The following is a 17,659-nucleotide window of genomic DNA, read 5'->3' on the forward strand; positions in this document are numbered from 1 at the left end:
AGATGGAATACGGATTTACCACGGCGGCCTATGTGGTCGCGGCTGTTCTCTTCATCCTCTCGCTGGGTGGTCTGTCGGGACAGGAAAGCGCAAAACGTGCGGTCTGGTACGGGATCGCGGGCATGGCGCTGGCGGTTTTCGCTACGCTGATCGGCCCCGGTTCGGGCCTGTGGCTGCTGTCGCTGGTGCTGATCGCAGGTGGCGGCATCATCGGCTATTTCCTGGCCAACCGGGTGCAGATGACCCAAATGCCGGAACTGGTTGCGGCGATGCACTCGCTGGTCGGTCTGGCGGCGGTTTTCGTGGGCTTTATCGCCCATGTAGAACTGGGGCGCGTTATGGCCATGGACGACAGCGCCAAGTCTTCGCTTGAGGGCTTTGCCAAGCTGCTGGCCAAGAAGGACGGCGTCGAGATTGCTATCCTGCGGGTCGAGCTGTTCCTCGGTATCTTCATTGGTGCTGTGACCTTTACCGGCTCTGTCATTGCCTATGGCAAACTGGCGGGCAAGGTTGGCTCGGCAGCGACGAAACTGCCCGGCGGTCACATGCTGAATGCAGGCGCGGCGGCGATCTCTTTGCTGGCTCTGATCTGGTACTTCAACACCGGTGCGCTGTTGCCGCTGTTCCTGATGACCCTGATGGCGCTGTTCATCGGCTACCACCTGATCATGGGCATCGGCGGCGCCGACATGCCGGTGGTTGTTTCGATGCTGAACAGCTACTCGGGCTGGGCTGCGGCTGCGATCGGTTTCTCCCTTGGCAACGACCTGCTGATCGTTGTGGGTGCGCTGGTTGGCTCCTCGGGTGCGATCCTCTCTTACATCATGTGTAAGGCGATGAACCGCTCCTTCATCTCGGTGATCCTGGGCGGCTTTGGCGGCACTTCGGGTCCTGCGATGGAAGTCGAGGGCGAACAGGTTGCGATCGACGCCGACGGTGTTGCGCAGGCTCTGGAAGAGGCCGACAACATCATCATCATCCCGGGCTACGGCATGGCCGTTGCACAGGCACAGCAGTCGGTTTCCGAGCTGACCAAGCGTCTGCGCGCCAAGGGCAAGAACGTGCGCTTTGCGATTCACCCGGTTGCGGGTCGTCTGCCGGGCCACATGAACGTTCTCTTGGCCGAAGCGAAGGTGCCTTATGACATCGTTCTGGAAATGGACGAGATCAACGAGGACTTCCCGGAAACTGATGTGGCCATCGTTATCGGTTCCAATGACATCGTGAACCCTGCTGCGCAGGAAGACCCCAACAGCCCCATCGCCGGTATGCCGGTTCTAGAATGCTGGAAGGCGAAGCAGGTCTTCGTGTCCAAGCGCGGCCAGGGCACCGGCTACTCCGGCATCGAGAACCCGCTGTTCTACAAAGAGAACACCCGGATGTTCTACGGCGATGCGAAAAAATCGCTGGACGATCTGCTGACCAAGATCAGCTGATCAACTCCACAGGCCTGCGGGCTGTAACACTCGGGAAAGGCGTCTCTTGTGGGGCGCCTTTTCTGCATTCTGCGGCTAGCCTGTGCCGCATGCGGCCGCGTTGTATACTGTTGTATCCTGCTAAGGTATTGAATTACATGTATTCTTTACAGGTCTTGTGGTTTTGGCTATGGTCGCCCTGTACCAGTGGAGACCGTGATGCCCCCGATCCAGGATCACCCGTTGCGCTATCAGCTTGCCAATGAGCTGCACGCGCGTCCTTTTCCGACCATGAAAAGCCCAAGCACCGTGATCTATCTGGCGGTGAAACAGCCCGAGGAAGCCGTGCACCGGGACCGCGGCTTGGATCTTGCGCATCTGATCGATCTGCTGGACCGCCACGGCGCGCCGCACCCGAAACCGGGCGCCACCCATCATGCGGCCCAGCTGGGGCGCCACACCCTGAAGTGGGAACAGCACACCGAATTCGTCAGCTACACGCTCTACAGTGACGGTGTCAGCGAACGGCCCTTTGACCCGGTTGATTTCGAGGTGCTGCCTGGCGATTGGCTGGAACAGGCGCCGGGGCAGCGGATCACCTCACTGATGCTCCGTGTCCTGCCACGTCCTGACACGGCGGAGATCAAATCAAAGCTGCAGGACTGGCTGGTGCCCGAAAGCATGGCGGTGTCGCAGGTGCTGGATGACAATGCGGTGGTGGCCGGGGATTTCCGGATCGATCCGGCGGGGCACATGCGGTTTGCTGCCTTCGTGAACCGCGAAACCGGCAGCCGCAGGATTGGCCGCATCGTGCAGCGCCTGTGCGAGATCGAGACCTATCGCGCCATGTCGATGCTGGGCTTTTCCCGTGCCCGGGGACTGTCGCCCACCATCGGCGGGCTTGACACCCATCTGAGTGAAATTATGGCGGAAATGACCGGCAGCAGCGTTCCGGCAGAACAGACCCTGTCGCACCTTCTGACGGTCTCGGCCGAGCTGGAGGCGATGGCCGCCCGGGCGGCCTTCCGCTTTGGCGCCACCGGCGCTTATGAGGCGCTGGTGAACCTGCGGATCAGGCTGTTGCGGGAGGAACGTCTGGAAGGCTTCCAGACCTTCGCGGAATTCATGCTGCGCCGCTATGAGCCGGCCATGCGTACGGTGAAGTCCACCGAAAAGCGGCTGGTGACGCTGGCTGATCGGGCACGCAGGGCGGGGGAGCTTTTGCGCACCCGGGTGGATGTGGAGCGCAGCGCGCAGAATCAGGCCTTGCTGGAAAGCATGGACCGCCGCGCCGATATGGCGCTGCGGCTTCAGCATACGGTCGAGGGGCTGTCTGTGGTGGCAATCAGCTACTATGCGGTGTCGCTGGCGTCCTATGCGCTTTATCCCCTTGCCGGGCCGCTGGGGCTCAGCAAGGGGATGATGACCGCGCTGATCACTCTGCCGGTTGTGGGGCTGGTGTGGCTTGCCGTCCGGCGGATCCGGAAGGGTCTGCACTGAGCAGCACCTGGGTGAGGCTGCCGCCCAGCAGGATCGACAGGATCGCCAGCAGGGCAGCCACGCCAAGGGTGGGAACCCCGGCCAGACCGGCGCCAACGGTGCAGCCACCGGCCAGCACGCCGCCGATGCCCATTAGCACGGCACCTGCCAGATAGCGTCCTGTCTGGGCGGGGCTTTCAAAGCTCTGCCACTTGAACTGTCCGGTCAGCAGGGCCGCAACAAGTGCGCCGACCAGAACGCCACCCACCAGACCGGTGCCAAAGCTGCCGGAGACGGCGCTGGAGGCGACGACGTAGAACAGGGTGTCAGCAGACGGCGCGGTGAAGGACAGGCTTTCCATCGCGATGGGATCGAATTCGTCAAACAGCACAAAGCCAGTGCCGACCCAGGCCAGCGGGACCAGCAGGCCAATCACAGCCGCGCCAGCCAGCACGGGGATACGGTTGCCGGAGCGCAGGGCAATGGCAAGTGCGGCGAGCGCAATCAGCAGTCCCCAGACGAGCGCGCCGCCGGGCAGGGCCGCCAGCGTCGCGTAATCGCCAAGCGGAACAGTGACGGCGCCAAGGCTGGTGCGCAGTGGCGCCAGAACACCCTTCAGCGTGGCATGGGCGGTGATCGCAAAGACCGAGATCACCAGCAGGGCGCGCAGGTTGCCACTGCCGCTGAGAACCATCAGCCGGGACACGCAGCCCCGGGTCAGGATCATGCCGGCACCGAACATCAGACCACCGGCGATGACGGCCAGCACCGACAGATCTGCGGCGAGTAGGCGGTGATCGTCAAAGCTGATCCAGCCCTGCAGGACAGCGGCCTGGGTGCCGAGCACAGCAATGGCCAGCGCCATGGCCCAGACGCCAGCGGCTTCGCGGCGGTCACTGCCGTCAATGGTGCGCCGCAGGCAGAACCGGGTCAATTGCGCCAGCGCGCCAAAGACAAGGCCCAGCCCCAACGCGAACAGGACAGAAGCCTGGCGTGCGGTGGTCTCTTCAAAACCGAACGTTTCGAACATGATACTCTCCATACCGGAAATCGGAACTTATTCCCGAAATGGCGCGAAATATCCAAGCGAGCAAGGCCAGTATCGCAGTTGTCGACGGGTATCTGCAGGACAAAGTTCCCGGTAGCGGAGGGCTGGCAGAAAATGAATCCAGATGGGGCGGGGTGCCCCAAAACAAACCGGCCGCCCTGTTGGGGCGGCCGGTGGTTATGTTCTTATTTGAATATGTGCGGGTGTGTCCCGTCTGACTTGCGGCTCAGCGGCCCCGGATACGCGGATCCAGCGCATCACGCAGGCCGTCACCCAGATAGTTGACGCTGAGAACGGTCAGCGAGATCGCCATACCGGGCCAGAACACGCGCTCAGGGTACTGCTGCAGATAGTCGGTGGCATCAAACAGCAGACGGCCCCAGGTTGGGAAGTCCGGCGGGAAGCCAAGACCAAGGAACGACAGCGAGCTTTCGGTGATGATCGCGGTGGCGATCCCCAGCGTCGCGGAGACCATGATCGGCGACAGCACGTTCGGCAGGATGTGTCGGGTGATAAGCTTGCCATCCGAGGTACCGATGGAGCGGGCCGCCAGAACGAATTCACGCTCCTTGATGGCCAGCACATCGCCACGCACGATCCGCGCCGTGGGCATCCAGCTGGTCACGCCGATCGAGGTCACGATCAGGATGAAGATCCCCTGTTCGGGGCCAAAGGCCGCGTTCAGCGGTTCGCGGAACAACAGCATCATCACCAGCAGAAGCGGCAGCAGGGGCAGCGCAAGGAACAGGTCGGTGAGACGCATCAGCGGCCCGTCCAGCTTCTTGAAAAAGCCCGCGACAACACCCACGAAGGAGCCCAGGAACAGCGCCAGCAGCATGGCCGTCAGACCCACCGAAACGGAGGTCGATCCACCGGCCATCATCCGGGCCAGCATATCGCGGCCCAATTGGTCGGTGCCGAAGGGATGCGCCCAGCTTGGACCCTGGTTCCGCGCGCGGATATCGATCCGGGTGGCTTCGATATCCCAGAACATGGGGCCAAGATACACGGCCAGAATGATGAACAGGAACAGCGCCCCACCCATCAGGGCGCCACGGTGAGATTTGAACTGATCCCACACGTCCAGCCATTGGCTGCGCGGCGGGTTGCTCGGGACAGGATTGCTCAGCTCAGTCATAGCGGATCCTTGGGTCAAGAATGCCGTACAGTACGTCGGCGATCAGATTGAACATCACGATCAGCACCGCGAAGATGAAGGTCAGGGTCTGCACCATCGGCAGGTCATTGGCCTGAATGGCGCCGATCAGAAGCTGACCGATTCCGTTCACCTTGAACACCTGCTCGGTGATGATGGCGCCGCCGAAGATCGCTGGGATCCCCAGTGCGATCACAGTGACAACCGGGATCATCGAGTTGCGCAGCACGTGCACCATGACCACGGTATATTCGCTCAGACCCTTGGCACGGGCGGTGCGCACGTAGTCCTGATTGAGGTTGTCCAGCATCGAGGCCCGCATGAAGCGGCTCAGCTGGGCGGTGATCTGCAGTGCCAGCACCATGACTGGCATGATCATCTGTTGCAGCTGTTTGACGAAGGCGTTCCAGCTGTCAACGACCAGGGTGGTGTCATAGATCGACGGGAACCATCCAAGCTGCACCGAGAAGATCACGATGACCAGCACGCCGGAGAAGAACGGCGGCACGGAGAAGCCGACCATGGACACGAAGGTGCCCATTTGGTCGAACCAGCTGTATTGGCGGTAGGCCGAGTAGATCCCGATGGGCAGGGCGATCAGGATTGCAACCACATAGGCGGTACCGACAACCCACAGGGTCTGCGGCATACGCTGGATCACGATGTCCATGACGGGCGAACGGGTCTGCCAGGAAATCACGCGCAGATCGCCTTCGGAAAAATTGGAGCCGAAGTAGTGGTCAATCATGACCTGCGGCTCGATCCAGAAGAACTGCACAAGCCACTTCCAGAACCGGATATGGGCGGGTTGGCCAAGGCCAAGGGCCTCGCGCATCTTTTCTTTTACTTCGGGGGGGACGGTCAGCGGGACCTGCGCCATGGGATCGCCAGGGGCGAGCTCCAGCAGCAGGAAAATCACGAGGCTGATGAACAGCAGCGTCGGAACCGATAGGATCAGTCGCCTGATTGTAAAGGTCAGCATCAGGTGGGCGCCTTTGATGTTCGATTTCAGAATTAGGAAGCAGGGCCGGAGGCCTCGGGTCCATTATGCCCGCGCGCTAAAGCGGATCTGGGCGTAAATGGCAAGAGGCCCCGGTGGAACACCGGGGCCTCAGGAGAGGCTAGCCTGCCTTACTTGATGCGGTACCAGTCAGCCGCATCCCAGAGTTCGCTGTCCCAGACGTTCAGGACGTGGCCACCCAGGGTGTTGGATTGACCGGACAGACGACCACGGTGAACCAGCGGGATCATGCCACCTTTTTCGAAGATCATCGTGTTCAGCTGCTGGCCGATTTCGGCGCGCTTGCCTGCATCGGCAGTCTTGGTCAGCTCAGCGTGCAGAGCGTCGAACTCTTCGTCACAGAAGCGGGAGATGTTCTCACCCTGCCACTGGGATGCCGGAGTCGGTGCCTTGTCGCACAGGCCGTTGCCGAAGTAGGACTGCGGGTCGGTGCCGTTGAAGGTGTTGGCGTACATTTCCACGTCCGCGTAGAACTTCTGGAAGGTGTCCGGGGAACCCGGGTCGCCACCGAAGAAGACGGATGCGTTGACGTTACGCAGTTCGGTTTCGATACCGATCTCGCTCCACCACTGTTTGATCAGGGCCTGGAAGTCCTGACGCACGGCGTTGGTCGAAGTCTGGTACAGAACCTTCATCGGCTTGCCATCCGGAGTTTCGCGAACGCCGTCACCGTTGGTGTCTTTGTAGCCTGCTTCGTCCAGCATCTTGTTGGCGCCAGCGATGTCCTGAACGTCACAGCCAGCAATATCTGCTGCGTAGACGGCAGGTGCGGGAACCCAGTTACAGGTCACTTTACCGGCTTTGCCGTAACCGATTTCAACCAGCAGCGGGCGGTCGATCGCCATGGACATGGCTTTGTAAACCGCAGGATCGCTCAGGAAGGGGTGCGGGCGTACAACCGAACGCTCGTCCGGGCCAAGCGCCGGATCAGGGTTGGTGTTGTTCAGCATGATGCGCTCAACCAGCGGGCCAAAGCCTGCCACAGCAACACCTTTGCCGCCTGCTTCCATCTGGGCAATCACATCGGGTGCCAGCTGCAGGTTCCAGGCGTAATCGAATTCGCCGGTTTCCATCACGGCACGACCGGCCGCAGTTGCGTCGCCGCCACCTTTGAACAGTACCTTGGCGAAGGCCGGTTTGGCCGGGTCACGGTAGTTCGGGTTGGCCGACAGGGTGATCACGTCGTTCGGTTTGAACTCGTCGACCACGAAGGGACCGGTGCCGATCGGGCTGAAGTTGGCCTCGGTGCACTCGGGGGCTTTGGCGCCCAGGCATTCGGCGAACTGAGCGGCCTGGATGATCGGGCTTTCACCGCCAACGAAGGGGCCGTAAGGGAAGGGGGTCGGGCCTTCGAAAGTGACCTTGACGGTCAGATCGTCGGGTGTTTCGACCGAGGTCACGCCTTCGAATTTGGTGACCTGCGCGCAGCCGCCTTCGGGATGGGTGCAGTAGTCGTAGGTGAACTTCACGTCTTTGGAGGTGAAGGGGGTGCCATCAGACCAGGTGAGACCCGCCTTGATCTTCCAAGTGATGGAAGTCAGGTCTTCGCTCACACCGCCATTGGCGACGGTCGGGATCTCTTCGGCCAGGAAGGGAACCATTGCACCGTTGGGGTCGTAGCGCGCCAGAGGTTCGATGACCAGCGAGGAGGCTTCAACGTCTTTGGTGCCGCCCGACAGGAACGGGTTCATGATCGAGGGCGCCTGCCAGTAGATGATGTTCACCTGACCGTCGGCGCCACGCTCGGCAAACGCTGCCGGAGCAAGCGCTGCAGAAGCAATAGCCCCCATCAAAAGGGTCTTGAGTTTCATTTTCACACTCTCCTTGTCGAACACAGAAACGGTGTTCTTGTGTCTTTTTGCGGCCGGGCGATGCGTGGCCCAGCCTGTTGCCGCAAGATTGCGGATGGTTCGTCGTTCCGCCCCACGCGTTAAACGATTGAAATCTAATGCGCCAGCTTCGGCCATGGCCGGTCCTGCGCGCCAGATTGCTCGGGCAGACACTGGGAGGTATCGAAACAGAGTTTGCGGAAATTGCAAGCCTTCGGATCCAAAATTTCGCTTAACGCCGCCCATTGGTTTGACGAAGCTTCAATGATCAGCTTACATCTCGGCCTTGAAAGACTGCCAACGATGCAGCGGATAACGATTTACCGATAAGGGGACGACTGGGGTGCTGGACCAACCAATTGCACAAATTAAGGGCTTGCGGGTCGAATTTCAGACCAAGGACGGCCCGGTCGTCGGGGTTGAGGATGTCTCGTTTGACGTCAATCCGGGCGAAACCGTTTGTATCGTGGGCGAATCCGGTTCGGGGAAATCGGTTTCTTCCCTCTCCCTGATGCGTCTCGTCGAGTTCGGCGGCGGCGAAATCGCGGGTGGGGAACTGCTGTTCAATGGCCGTGGCGGTGAAACCACCGACCTGGCCAAGGCCGAACAGGAGATGATGAAGCAGATTCGCGGCAACGAGATCGGGATGATCTTCCAGGAGCCGATGACTGCGCTCAATCCGGTGTTCACTGTGGGGCGCCAACTGACCGAAGGTCTGCGCATCCACAAGAACATGACTAAAAAACAGGCAGAAGAGCGGGCGCTGGAACTTTTGCGTCAGGTGCGCATCCCCGAACCCGAACGGCGCCTGAAGCAATACCCGCATGAGCTGTCCGGGGGTATGCGTCAGCGTGTGGTGATCGCGATGGCGATGGCCTGTGAGCCGCGCCTTCTTATTGCGGATGAGCCGACCACCGCGCTTGATGTGACCATTCAGGCCGAAATTCTGGCCCTGATGGACCGGCTGAAGCGGGAAACCGGCACTGCGGTGATGTTCATCACCCACGATATGGCGGTTGTGGCGCAAATGGCGGACCGCGTGGTGGTTATGTTCCGCGGCAACAAGGTCGAAGAAGGCACCGTCACCGAGATCTTTGAAAACCCGCAGCACGACTATACCCGCGCCCTGCTGGCCGCCGTGCCAAAACTGGGCGAAATGATCGGTAAGGACTACCCCGAACCGATGAAACTGATGGGCGTCGAGGACCAGAAGATCGAACCGATCAAGGGCACCGATGAGGTGCTTCTTGAGGTTAAGAACCTGACCACCCGTTTCCCGGTCAAAGGCGGGGTGCTGCGCCGTACCGTTGCCAATGTGCACGCGGTCGAGGACGTCTCGTTCAAGGTGTTCAAGGGCCAGACCCTGTCGCTGGTCGGCGAATCCGGTTGTGGTAAATCCAGCGCCGGACGCTCGATTCTCCGTCTGGTCGAACCCATGTCGGGGCAGGTAAACTTCGAGGGGCGCGATATTCTGGGGCTCAGCAACTCGCAGATGCACAAGGCGCGTCTCGACATGCAGATGATTTTCCAGGATCCCTTTGCCTCGCTCAATCCGCAGATGCAGCTCTTGGATCAGGTGGCTGAACCGATGCGCAACTACGGGCTCGCCTCGGGCTCGGAACTGCAGGATCGCGTTGCCTCGCTGTTCGACCGTGTGCACCTGCCGCGCAGCTTCATGCGCCGCTATCCGCATGAAATGTCTGGTGGTCAGCGGCAGCGAATCGCCATTGCCCGGGCGCTGGCGCTCAATCCCAAACTGATCGTCGCGGACGAGGCTGTCTCGGCGCTGGACGTGTCGGTGCAGGCGCAGGTTCTGAACCTGATGATGGAACTGCAGGCCGAATTGGGGCTGTCCTTCTTGTTCATCAGCCACGACATGGCCGTCGTCGAACGCGTCAGCCATCAGGTGGGCGTGATGTATCTGGGCCGGATCGTTGAAATCGGCCCGCGCGACCGCGTCTTTGCCAACCCGCTGCACGCCTATACCCAGGCGCTGATGAAGGCCGTGCCTATCGCCGATCCACGCAAGCGCAAGAGCGAGAAGGATCTGAACTTCAAACCGATTCCCTCGCCCATTCACGGCACGGACTACAAGCCGGAGCCGTCAGAGTACCTTGAGCTAGAGCCGGGCCATTTCGTTCTGACCACCGACAGTGGGTATTGATCCTGTGGCTGATATTCTGACGCCGCTGGAGCTGATGGAGAAACTGGTTTCCTTTCCCACCGTCAGCCGGGACACGAATCTGCCGCTGGTCGAATGGGTCGAAGAGTACCTGAGCAGCCATGGCATCACGCCGCACCGCTGGGTCGATCCCGATCAGCCGCACAAGGCTGCGGTCTTTGCCCATGCCGGACCGATGGTCGAAGGGGCGGTGGTCCTGTCCGGCCATACCGATGTGGTGCCGGTCGACGGCCAGCCCTGGGACAGCGATCCTTTCACCGTGGTGGAGCGTGACGGCAAATACTACGGGCGCGGCTGCTGCGACATGAAAGGCTTCGACGCGCTGGCGATCTGGGCTCTGGTCGAGGCGCACCGGCGCGGCGTCAACCGTCCGCTGCAGTTGGCGCTGTCCTTTGACGAGGAAATTGGCTGCACCGGCGCCCCGCCGATGATCGAGGCCATGCAGCCCGTGCTGCCCAAGGGCGGCGCGGTCATCGTCGGCGAGCCGTCGACGATGAAGGCGGTGACCGGCCACAAGGGCGGTATCGGCTATGACACGCATCTGATCGGTTTTGAGGTGCACAGCTCGCTGATGCACACCGGGGTCAGCGCGGTGATGCAGGGGGCGCGGTTGATCGACTGGGCTAACCACCGTAATGCGGAAAATGCGGCTGCCGAGCCGGAAGAGATCCCGGCGATGTTCACGCCGCCCTATACCACCTGCCACGTCGGCATGATCGAAGGTGGCACGGCGCATAACATCACCGCCAAGGATTGCCGGTTCGTGATGGATTTCCGCGTGGTGCCTGGCGAAAACGCTGCCGATTGGGAAGAGGCTTATCTGGCCGAGGTGCGCCGCATCGAAGCCGAGATGCAGGCGGTGCATCCGGAGGCGCGAATCGAGATCGAAAAGAAGTTCAACGTTCCGGGCCTCGTCCCCGAACAGGAGGGCGCAGCGGAAACGCTGGTGCGGATGATCACTGGGGACAATGGCACCCACGTGGTCAGCTATGGCACCGAAGCGGGGCAATTCCAGGAAGCGGGCTATTCCGCTGTCATCTGTGGCCCCGGCGATATTGCCCAGGCGCATCAGCCGAATGAATTCATCACCGTCGCTCAGTTCAACGCCGGTCACGATTTCATGCGGCAGTTGGTGGACCGGCTGGCGGCCTGATCCAAGGGCACGGTGCTTGGGCGCCTGATGCATATTCTGAACACGGACGGGCTGTATCGCAGGGCGATGCAGCCCGTTTTCATTAGCCCACTCCCTGGGCCGCTATTTCGTGCAAATACAAATATTTTTGCGGGGGCGAACCAATGCAGTAGTGCAAATCTGCAAATTGGTTCGGGTTAAATCATTGATTTAATGGGTGTGAAATTTCGGAGGCCAAAATTGGTTCGCTTTGCCGCGTTTTGCATGGCAACTCGTCTGCTTGTGATACTTGCTAACGCAACTTAATTGACTGACAGTGCCCCGGAACCGCAGCCGTGCGGGCACAACGCAAGAGGAACAGGATGCCAGTCAAAAACCGTTTTGCCGATCTGCAGGATGAAATCACCAAATGGCGCCGCCACCTGCATGAGAATCCGGAACTGATGTACGAGGTTCACAAGACCGCCGGATTTGTGGAGGAACGGCTGAAGGAATTTGGTCTCACCGATATCACCACCGGCATCGGCCGCACCGGCGTCGTCGCGGTGATCGAAGGCAAGACCAACACCTCGGGCCGGGTCATCGGATTGCGCGCCGACATGGACGCGCTGCCCATCACCGAAGCCTCGGGTGTCGACTATGCCTCGAAAACGCCGGGCGTGATGCACGCCTGTGGCCACGATGGTCACACCTCGATCCTGCTGGGGGCGGCGAAATACCTGTCCGAGACGCGCAACTTTGATGGCAAGGTCGTGCTGATCTTCCAGCCTGCCGAAGAAGGTGGCGCTGGCGGCAAGGCGATGTGCGATGACGGGCTGATGGAGCGTTGGGGTATTCAGGAGGTCTATGGTCTCCACAATATGCCAGGCCTGCCCGTCGGGCAGTTTGCTATCCGCCCCGGGGCCCTGCTGGCGTCCTCGGATGAATTCGAAATCACCGTGACCGGCAAGGGCGGCCATGCGGCGGCGCCGCATGATGCCATCGACACGACTTTGGTGGCGTCGCAGATCGTGGTGTCGCTGCATTCCATCGTGTCGCGCAATGTGAACCCGGTGAAACGCGTGGTCCTGACCGTCGGCACCTTTGAAACCGACAGCACCGCCTCCAACGTGATTGCGCATTCCGCCCGTCTGCAGGGCACCGTGCGCACTCTCGATACCGAGTACCGTCAGCAGGCCGAAGGCTGGGTTCGCCAGATCGCGGAAAACGTCGCTGCCGCCTATGGCGCCGAGGCAAAGGTCGAATGGTCGCCGGGCTATCCCGTCACCATCAACACCGAGGAAGAGACAGGTTACGCCGTCGAAGCTGCCCGTGCAGTCTCTGCCGATGTGGTCGACAACACCGACCCGATCATGCCGTCCGAGGACTTCGCCTATATGCTGGAGGAGCGCCCCGGCGCCTATATGTTCCTCGGCAATGGCGACACCGCCATGTGCCACCACCCGGCCTATGTGTTTGACGACAATGCCATCCCGCTGGGGTGCAGTTGGTTCGCCGAACTGGTCGAACGACGTATGCCCGCCGCCTGAGGAGATCGAGAATGCCAGTCAAGAACCGCGCCGCAGAGTTTCAGAAAGAGGTCGCAGCCTGGCGCCGCGACATCCACGAAAACCCCGAGATCCTTTACGACACCCACCGCACCTCTGCCCTGGTGGCGGAAAAGCTGAAAGAATTTGGCTGTGATGAGGTCGTGACCGGGATCGGCCGCACCGGCGTCGTTGCGGTGATCCGCGGCAAGAGCGACAGCAAGGGGCGTGCCATCGGTCTGCGCGCCGATATGGACGCGCTGCCAATGCAGGAACAGACCGGCCTGCCGCATGCCTCCAAGATCCCCAACGCGATGCACGCCTGCGGCCATGACGGTCACACCGCAATGCTGCTGGGAGCAGCCAAATACCTTGCGGAGACCCGCAATTTTGACGGTACCGCTGTGATGATTTTCCAGCCTGCCGAAGAAGGCGGCAATGGCGGCGAGGCCATGGTCAAAGACGGGATGATGGAGCGTTTCGGCATCGACGAAGTCTATGCCATCCACAACAGCCCCGGCATCGAAGCAGGCACATTTGCCATCCGTCCCGGGCCGATCCTGGCTTCGGTCGACGAATTCACCCTGCATCTGAGCGGGCGCGGCGGCCATGGCGCCAAGCCGAACATGACCGTCGATACCACGGTGATGATGTGCCATATGATCACCGCGTTGCAGACCATCGTTTCGCGCAACATGGATCCGGTGGAGAAGGCGGTGATGTCGCTGACCAGCGCCGAAACCTCTTCCAAGGCGTTCAACGTGATCCCCGACAAGGCAGAGGTCCGCGGCACCATCCGCACCCACTCCGAAGACGTGCGCGCGATGATCCCAAAGCGGATCAAGGAAATCGCCGAAGGCGTGGCAGCGACCTTTGGCGGCTCGGTCGAGCTGGAAATGCGCATCGGCGTGCCGGTCACCATCAACGATGATGCGGCCACGGAATACGCCCGCGCCGCGGCGCAGGCGGTTGGTATCTGCGAGGATGTGCCGATCCTGATGGGCGGTGAGGACTTTTCCTTTATGCTGCAGGAGCGCCCCGGGGCGATGATCCGTCTGGGCAACGGCCCCAGCGCGGGCCTGCATCACCCGGAATACGATTTCAACGACGAGATCATCCCGGCCGGCATCAGCTGGTTTGCGGAAATCGTCGAAGGCAGAATGCCCGCGGCCTGATCCGGCCGCGGACCCTCGCGGGTGCCTATGGCGCCTGCGACAGCAAACCCGGCGGCGCATGTGGCGCCGCACATGATAAAAACAAGGAGTGACACTATGCCGGTCAAGAACCGTTTTGCCGAGCTTCAGGAGGAAATCACCGCCTGGCGCCGTGATCTTCACGAGAACCCCGAAATCCTGTTCGAAACCCACCGCACTTCGGCGCTGGTGGCAGACAAGCTGAAGGAATTCGGCTGCGACGAGATCGTCACCGGCATCGGCCGCACCGGCGTTGTCGGCGTGATCAAGGGCAAGTCCGACACCTCGGGCAAGGTCATCGGGTTGCGCGCCGATATGGACGCGCTGCCGATCCACGAGCAGACCGGGCTTGAGTATGCCTCCAAAACCGCCAATGCCATGCACGCCTGCGGCCATGACGGCCACACCGCAATGCTGCTGGGCGCTGCCAAATACCTGTCCGAGACCCGCAACTTTGATGGCACCGTTGTGGTGATCTTCCAGCCCGCCGAAGAAGGCGGCGGCGGCGGCAAGGAGATGTGCGACGACGGCATGATGGAGCGCTGGAACATCCAGGAAGTCTACGGCATGCACAACTGGCCGGGTAAACCGATCGGCAGCTTCTCGATCCGCCCCGGTGCCTTTTTTGCCGCGACCGACACCTTTGACATCACCTTTGAGGGACGCGGCGGCCATGCGGCGAAACCGCATGAGACCATCGACACCACCGTGATGACCGCTCAGGCGGTTCTGGCGCTGCAGACCATCGCATCGCGCAATGCCGATCCGGTGGATCGCGTGGTTGTCTCGGTGACCTCATTCGAGACCTCTTCCAAGGCATTCAACGTGATCCCGCAGCGGGTTCAGATCAAAGGCACCGTGCGCACCATGTCGAAAGAGATGCGCGATCTGGCCGAAAAGCGGATCAAGGAAATCTGCGCAGGCGTTGCAGCGACCTTTGGCGGCACGGCCGACGTCACCTACAACCGCGGTTATCCGGTCATGGTAAACCACGAAGAGCAGACCGAATTCGCAGCCAAGGTTGCGTCCGATATCTCCGGCAACTGCGATGAAGCGCCGCTGGTCATGGGCGGCGAAGACTTCGCCTATATGCTGGAAGAGCGTCCCGGCGCCTATATCCTGGTTGGCAACGGCGACAGCGCCGATGTGCACCACCCGGAATACAACTTCAACGACGAGGCCATTCCGGCTGGTTGCAGCTGGTGGGCCGGCATCGTCGAGCAGCGCATGCCCGCCGCCTGATAGAGGCTGAGTTTTTTGAAAGAAGAAGGCCCGGCAGATCGTCGGGCCTTTTTCATGTTCAGCCTTCGGACCAGAGCGCCTGATAGACCGCTTCGATCCCATCTGCTTCAGTCCGGGCGCTGAAACTGTGCAGGGCGATGTCGCGGGCATCCCGTGCCATCTGCACATGGCGCGCCGGATCGCTTAGGATCGCGCGGGCAGCTTCGGCTCCGGCTTGCGCGGCCTCAAGCGGTACGATCACGCCGCTTTTGCCCTGGGCCGAAAAGGCGCGGTAGTATCCAGCCTCGGCCCCCACAAAGGGCACGCCGCTGGCCATACCTTCCAGCGGAGCCATGCCATAGCCTTCGTAGCGGGGCAGTTGCATTACCAGTGACAACGCCCGCATCAGCGGCGGCAGATCTGCGGCGGGGATTTCGCCGGGAAACAGGATACGATCACCTAGACCCGCAGCAGCGATGCGGGATTTCAGATCCTTCAGAAATCCCTGATGTTCACGCGCCGCGCGGCCAATCACCAGCGCCACGGCGCCGGGCAGGGTGGGCAGGAGGTCGATCATCGCATCGACAAAGACATCGGTGCCCTTTTCCGGGCGGATACGGCCAACCGTAGCGATGCCGCGGGTTCCGCCATATCCCAGCGCCGCCCAGGCGGTGTCGCGGTTGTCTGCTGGCTGGAACAGATCGGTGTCTACCCCATGCGGCACCACCGCGCGCACGTGCGGTACGAATTCAGTAGCCTTGTCCGTGGTCGCCACCACCGCATCCATCCGGCTGATCAGCCAGCGCGGCAGGGCCGAATGCCGCCGCTGCGCCGCCGAGGTAAAGACGATGCGGATCGGAAGGCGCAGCACATCCCGCGCCCAGATCGCCGCGCGCATTTCCGTATTGCGCCGCACGTGCCAGATGGCGAAGGGTTTGCCGTCCGGGGCGTTCCTGCATAGGCGCCGCGCCTCGGCCGTGGTAATCGGGGCCGGGCAGCCGGGCAGGGGGCGGCCCACCAGCCGCAGATCATGGGTGTTTGCCTGCTGGCGGATCACATTGGCGGCGGTGGCCGAAACCCCGGTGAAATTACGGTTGAAATTGGTGACGAAGAGCTCAGGCATCGGGATGTGTCCCTTTGGCCCCAAGCCCCAGCCGGTCGATCAGAAGATCCGCCACGCCATCCAGCTCCTGCGCTTGTGATCTGGCAAAGCCGGAGGCAGCCGTGCAGGCGGTCTGAAGGGCTTTGGGGTCATCCAGCCAGTGCTGTACGGCCCCCGCCAGTTGGGGTGCGTCCTGCACTTCGACCGCACCGCCAGCGGCGATCAGCGGCGGGAAGGTCTCGGTGAAATTACTGGTGCCGGGACCGGTGATCACGGCGGCGCCTGCCTGTGCCACTTCAAACGGATTATGCCCGCCAATAGGCCGCAGAGAGCCTCCCAGAAACACCAACGGAGACAGCGCGTAGAATGTGCCCAGCTCGCCCAGCGTGTCGGCCAGATAGACCTGCGTCCGCGGGGTGATCGCTTCTCCCTTGCTGCGCCGCGCGAAGGTCAACTCGGCGTCGCGGATGAGTTCGGCAACCTTGTCACTGCGTTCCGGGTGGCGCGGGATCAGCACCAGGCACAAATCGGGAAAACGGTCCAGCAGGGTGCGATGAGCAGCAAGAATAGTCTCTTCCTCGCCGTCGTGGGTCGATGAGGCAATCCACACCGGCCGCGCACCGACGTCGGATCGCAGTGCCTCCACCGCCGCCGCGTCAACCGGCAGGGCGGCAGCCCCGGCCTTGAGGTTGCCACCGGGCTGCACCCGCGCGGTATCGGCGCCAAGCGAAATAAGGTTCTGTGCCATGTGATCGTTCTGGCTTAGCAGCAGATCGAAACGCGACAGGATGAAACGGGCGGTAGCGGCGCGCTTCTGCCAGCTGCGGACCGAGCGGTCGGACAGACGGGCATTGACCAGCGCCAGCCGGGTGCCGCGCTTATGAGCGGCGCTGAGGGTGACAGGCCAGAGTTCGCTTTCGACGAAGATCCCGGCATCGGGGCGCCAGTGATCGAGGAACCTGCGCACCGGTCCGGCCGCATCCAGTGGGGCAAACTGATGTATCGCGCCCTTTGGCAACCGCTTTTCAGCGACCGCAGCCGAGGTGGCGGTGCCCGAGGTCAGAAGGAAGCGCGCGTCGCTGCGTTTTTCCGCGAGCCGGTTGATCAGGGTGATCGCGGCCAGGCTCTCCCCGACCGAGGCGCCGTGAAACCAGATCAGCGGCGCACCGGAGGGCAGGGTGGGGCGTGGCTGGCTGGCATGGCCCAGACGCTCGCGCTGGCGCTGCGGGGACACACCCTGCGCCGCCAGTTTTGCGGCAACCTTGCGGTAGGCAAAGGGCGCAATCAGCGCGGTGACGGCCTGGTAGGCGTGAAACAGAGCCGTCGCCTTGCCGCCAGAACCTTGGCTGGTCATC

General features: G+C 61.8%; 13 protein-coding genes. 7 read left to right on the forward strand and 6 right to left on the reverse strand.

The window, feature by feature from the left end:
* Positions 1-2: 2 nt before the first annotated feature.
* Both SM765_RS00305 and SM765_RS00310 read left to right on the forward strand, forming a co-directional pair.
* Positions 3-1,436, forward strand: a complete 1,434-nt coding sequence (locus SM765_RS00305) for an NAD(P)(+) transhydrogenase (Re/Si-specific) subunit beta (RefSeq protein ID WP_274833517.1) — start codon at positions 3-5, stop codon at positions 1,434-1,436.
* A gap of 198 nt (positions 1,437-1,634) precedes the next feature.
* Entirely contained in the window at positions 1,635-2,915 is a 1,281-nt protein-coding gene (locus tag SM765_RS00310) for a DUF3422 family protein (RefSeq protein ID WP_368981395.1), read from the forward strand.
* Here the strand turns inward: SM765_RS00310 and SM765_RS00315 are convergent.
* From SM765_RS00315 to SM765_RS00330, 4 genes are all read right to left on the reverse strand, one after another.
* On the reverse strand, positions 2,851-3,924 hold the full coding sequence (locus SM765_RS00315) for a YeeE/YedE family protein (protein ID WP_274836718.1): 1,074 nt from the start codon (positions 3,922-3,924) through the stop codon (positions 2,851-2,853). The genes SM765_RS00310 and SM765_RS00315 overlap by 65 nt on opposite strands.
* Positions 3,925-4,168: 244 nt before the next feature.
* Positions 4,169-5,080 (reverse strand): ABC transporter permease, encoded by a 912-nt coding sequence (locus SM765_RS00320; RefSeq protein WP_274828842.1) that lies wholly within the window; start codon positions 5,078-5,080, stop codon positions 4,169-4,171.
* Positions 5,073-6,080, reverse strand: coding sequence for an ABC transporter permease (locus SM765_RS00325; RefSeq protein ID WP_274836719.1), 1,008 nt, complete (start codon positions 6,078-6,080; stop codon positions 5,073-5,075). The genes SM765_RS00320 and SM765_RS00325 overlap by 8 nt, the downstream gene beginning before the upstream one ends.
* 149 nt (positions 6,081-6,229) lie before the next feature.
* Complete coding sequence (locus SM765_RS00330; RefSeq protein WP_065273094.1) at positions 6,230-7,930, reverse strand: peptide ABC transporter substrate-binding protein; 1,701 nt, start codon at positions 7,928-7,930, stop codon at positions 6,230-6,232.
* Positions 7,931-8,291: 361 nt separating this feature from the next.
* On the opposite strand from SM765_RS00330, the gene SM765_RS00335 reads away from it, so the two are divergent.
* The 5 genes from SM765_RS00335 to SM765_RS00355 all read left to right on the forward strand — a co-directional run bounded on the left by SM765_RS00335 (position 8,292) and on the right by SM765_RS00355 (position 15,223).
* The gene (locus SM765_RS00335; RefSeq protein WP_065273095.1) at positions 8,292-10,112 is read left to right on the forward strand and encodes an ABC transporter ATP-binding protein; all 1,821 of its coding nucleotides are present in this window, start codon (positions 8,292-8,294) and stop codon (positions 10,110-10,112) included.
* Positions 10,113-10,116: 4 nt separating this feature from the next.
* The gene (argE, locus tag SM765_RS00340; RefSeq protein ID WP_274836720.1) at positions 10,117-11,283 is read left to right on the forward strand and encodes an acetylornithine deacetylase; all 1,167 of its coding nucleotides are present in this window, start codon (positions 10,117-10,119) and stop codon (positions 11,281-11,283) included.
* Between the two features lie 341 nt (positions 11,284-11,624).
* A complete protein-coding gene (locus SM765_RS00345) occupies positions 11,625-12,791 on the forward strand; it encodes a M20 aminoacylase family protein (RefSeq protein ID WP_274836721.1) in 1,167 nt (388 codons plus the stop codon).
* 11 nt (positions 12,792-12,802) lie between these two features.
* Positions 12,803-13,963 (forward strand): M20 aminoacylase family protein, encoded by a 1,161-nt coding sequence (locus SM765_RS00350; protein WP_274833522.1) that lies wholly within the window; start codon positions 12,803-12,805, stop codon positions 13,961-13,963.
* 96 nt (positions 13,964-14,059) lie between these two features.
* Positions 14,060-15,223: a M20 aminoacylase family protein gene (locus SM765_RS00355; protein WP_065273099.1), complete on the forward strand. Its 1,164-nt coding sequence runs from the start codon at positions 14,060-14,062 to the stop codon at positions 15,221-15,223.
* 58 nt (positions 15,224-15,281) lie between these two features.
* Here the strand turns inward: SM765_RS00355 and SM765_RS00360 are convergent, their stop codons facing one another.
* Together SM765_RS00360 and SM765_RS00365 are read right to left on the reverse strand one after the other, a co-directional pair.
* Entirely contained in the window at positions 15,282-16,325 is a 1,044-nt protein-coding gene (locus SM765_RS00360) for a glycosyltransferase family 4 protein (protein ID WP_274831810.1), read from the reverse strand.
* Positions 16,318-17,658: a 3-deoxy-D-manno-octulosonic acid transferase gene (locus SM765_RS00365; protein WP_274836722.1), complete on the reverse strand. Its 1,341-nt coding sequence runs from the start codon at positions 17,656-17,658 to the stop codon at positions 16,318-16,320. Before SM765_RS00365 ends, SM765_RS00360 begins: the two co-directional genes overlap by 8 nt.
* Between the last annotated feature and the right edge of the window lies 1 nt (position 17,659).

It is taken from the genome of Pseudophaeobacter sp. 1A09344 (genome assembly GCF_041008745.1).
GTDB classification, from domain to species: Bacteria; Pseudomonadota; Alphaproteobacteria; order Rhodobacterales; family Rhodobacteraceae; genus Phycobacter; species Phycobacter gallaeciensis_A.

Coding starts and splice junctions, on each gene's coding strand:
- SM765_RS00365 (WP_274836722.1), bottom strand. CDS start 17,658: ATGACCAGCCAAGGTTCTGGCGGCAAGGCGACGGCTCTGTTTCACGCC.
- SM765_RS00350 (WP_274833522.1), top strand. CDS start 12,803: ATGCCAGTCAAGAACCGCGCCGCAGAGTTTCAGAAAGAGGTCGCAGCC.
- SM765_RS00320 (WP_274828842.1), bottom strand. CDS start 5,080: ATGACTGAGCTGAGCAATCCTGTCCCGAGCAACCCGCCGCGCAGCCAA.
- SM765_RS00315 (WP_274836718.1), bottom strand. CDS start 3,924: ATGTTCGAAACGTTCGGTTTTGAAGAGACCACCGCACGCCAGGCTTCT.
- SM765_RS00355 (WP_065273099.1), top strand. CDS start 14,060: ATGCCGGTCAAGAACCGTTTTGCCGAGCTTCAGGAGGAAATCACCGCC.
- SM765_RS00310 (WP_368981395.1), top strand. CDS start 1,635: ATGCCCCCGATCCAGGATCACCCGTTGCGCTATCAGCTTGCCAATGAG.
- SM765_RS00305 (WP_274833517.1), top strand. CDS start 3: ATGGAATACGGATTTACCACGGCGGCCTATGTGGTCGCGGCTGTTCTC.
- SM765_RS00360 (WP_274831810.1), bottom strand. CDS start 16,325: ATGCCTGAGCTCTTCGTCACCAATTTCAACCGTAATTTCACCGGGGTT.
- SM765_RS00325 (WP_274836719.1), bottom strand. CDS start 6,080: ATGCTGACCTTTACAATCAGGCGACTGATCCTATCGGTTCCGACGCTG.
- SM765_RS00330 (WP_065273094.1), bottom strand. CDS start 7,930: ATGAAACTCAAGACCCTTTTGATGGGGGCTATTGCTTCTGCAGCGCTT.
- SM765_RS00345 (WP_274836721.1), top strand. CDS start 11,625: ATGCCAGTCAAAAACCGTTTTGCCGATCTGCAGGATGAAATCACCAAA.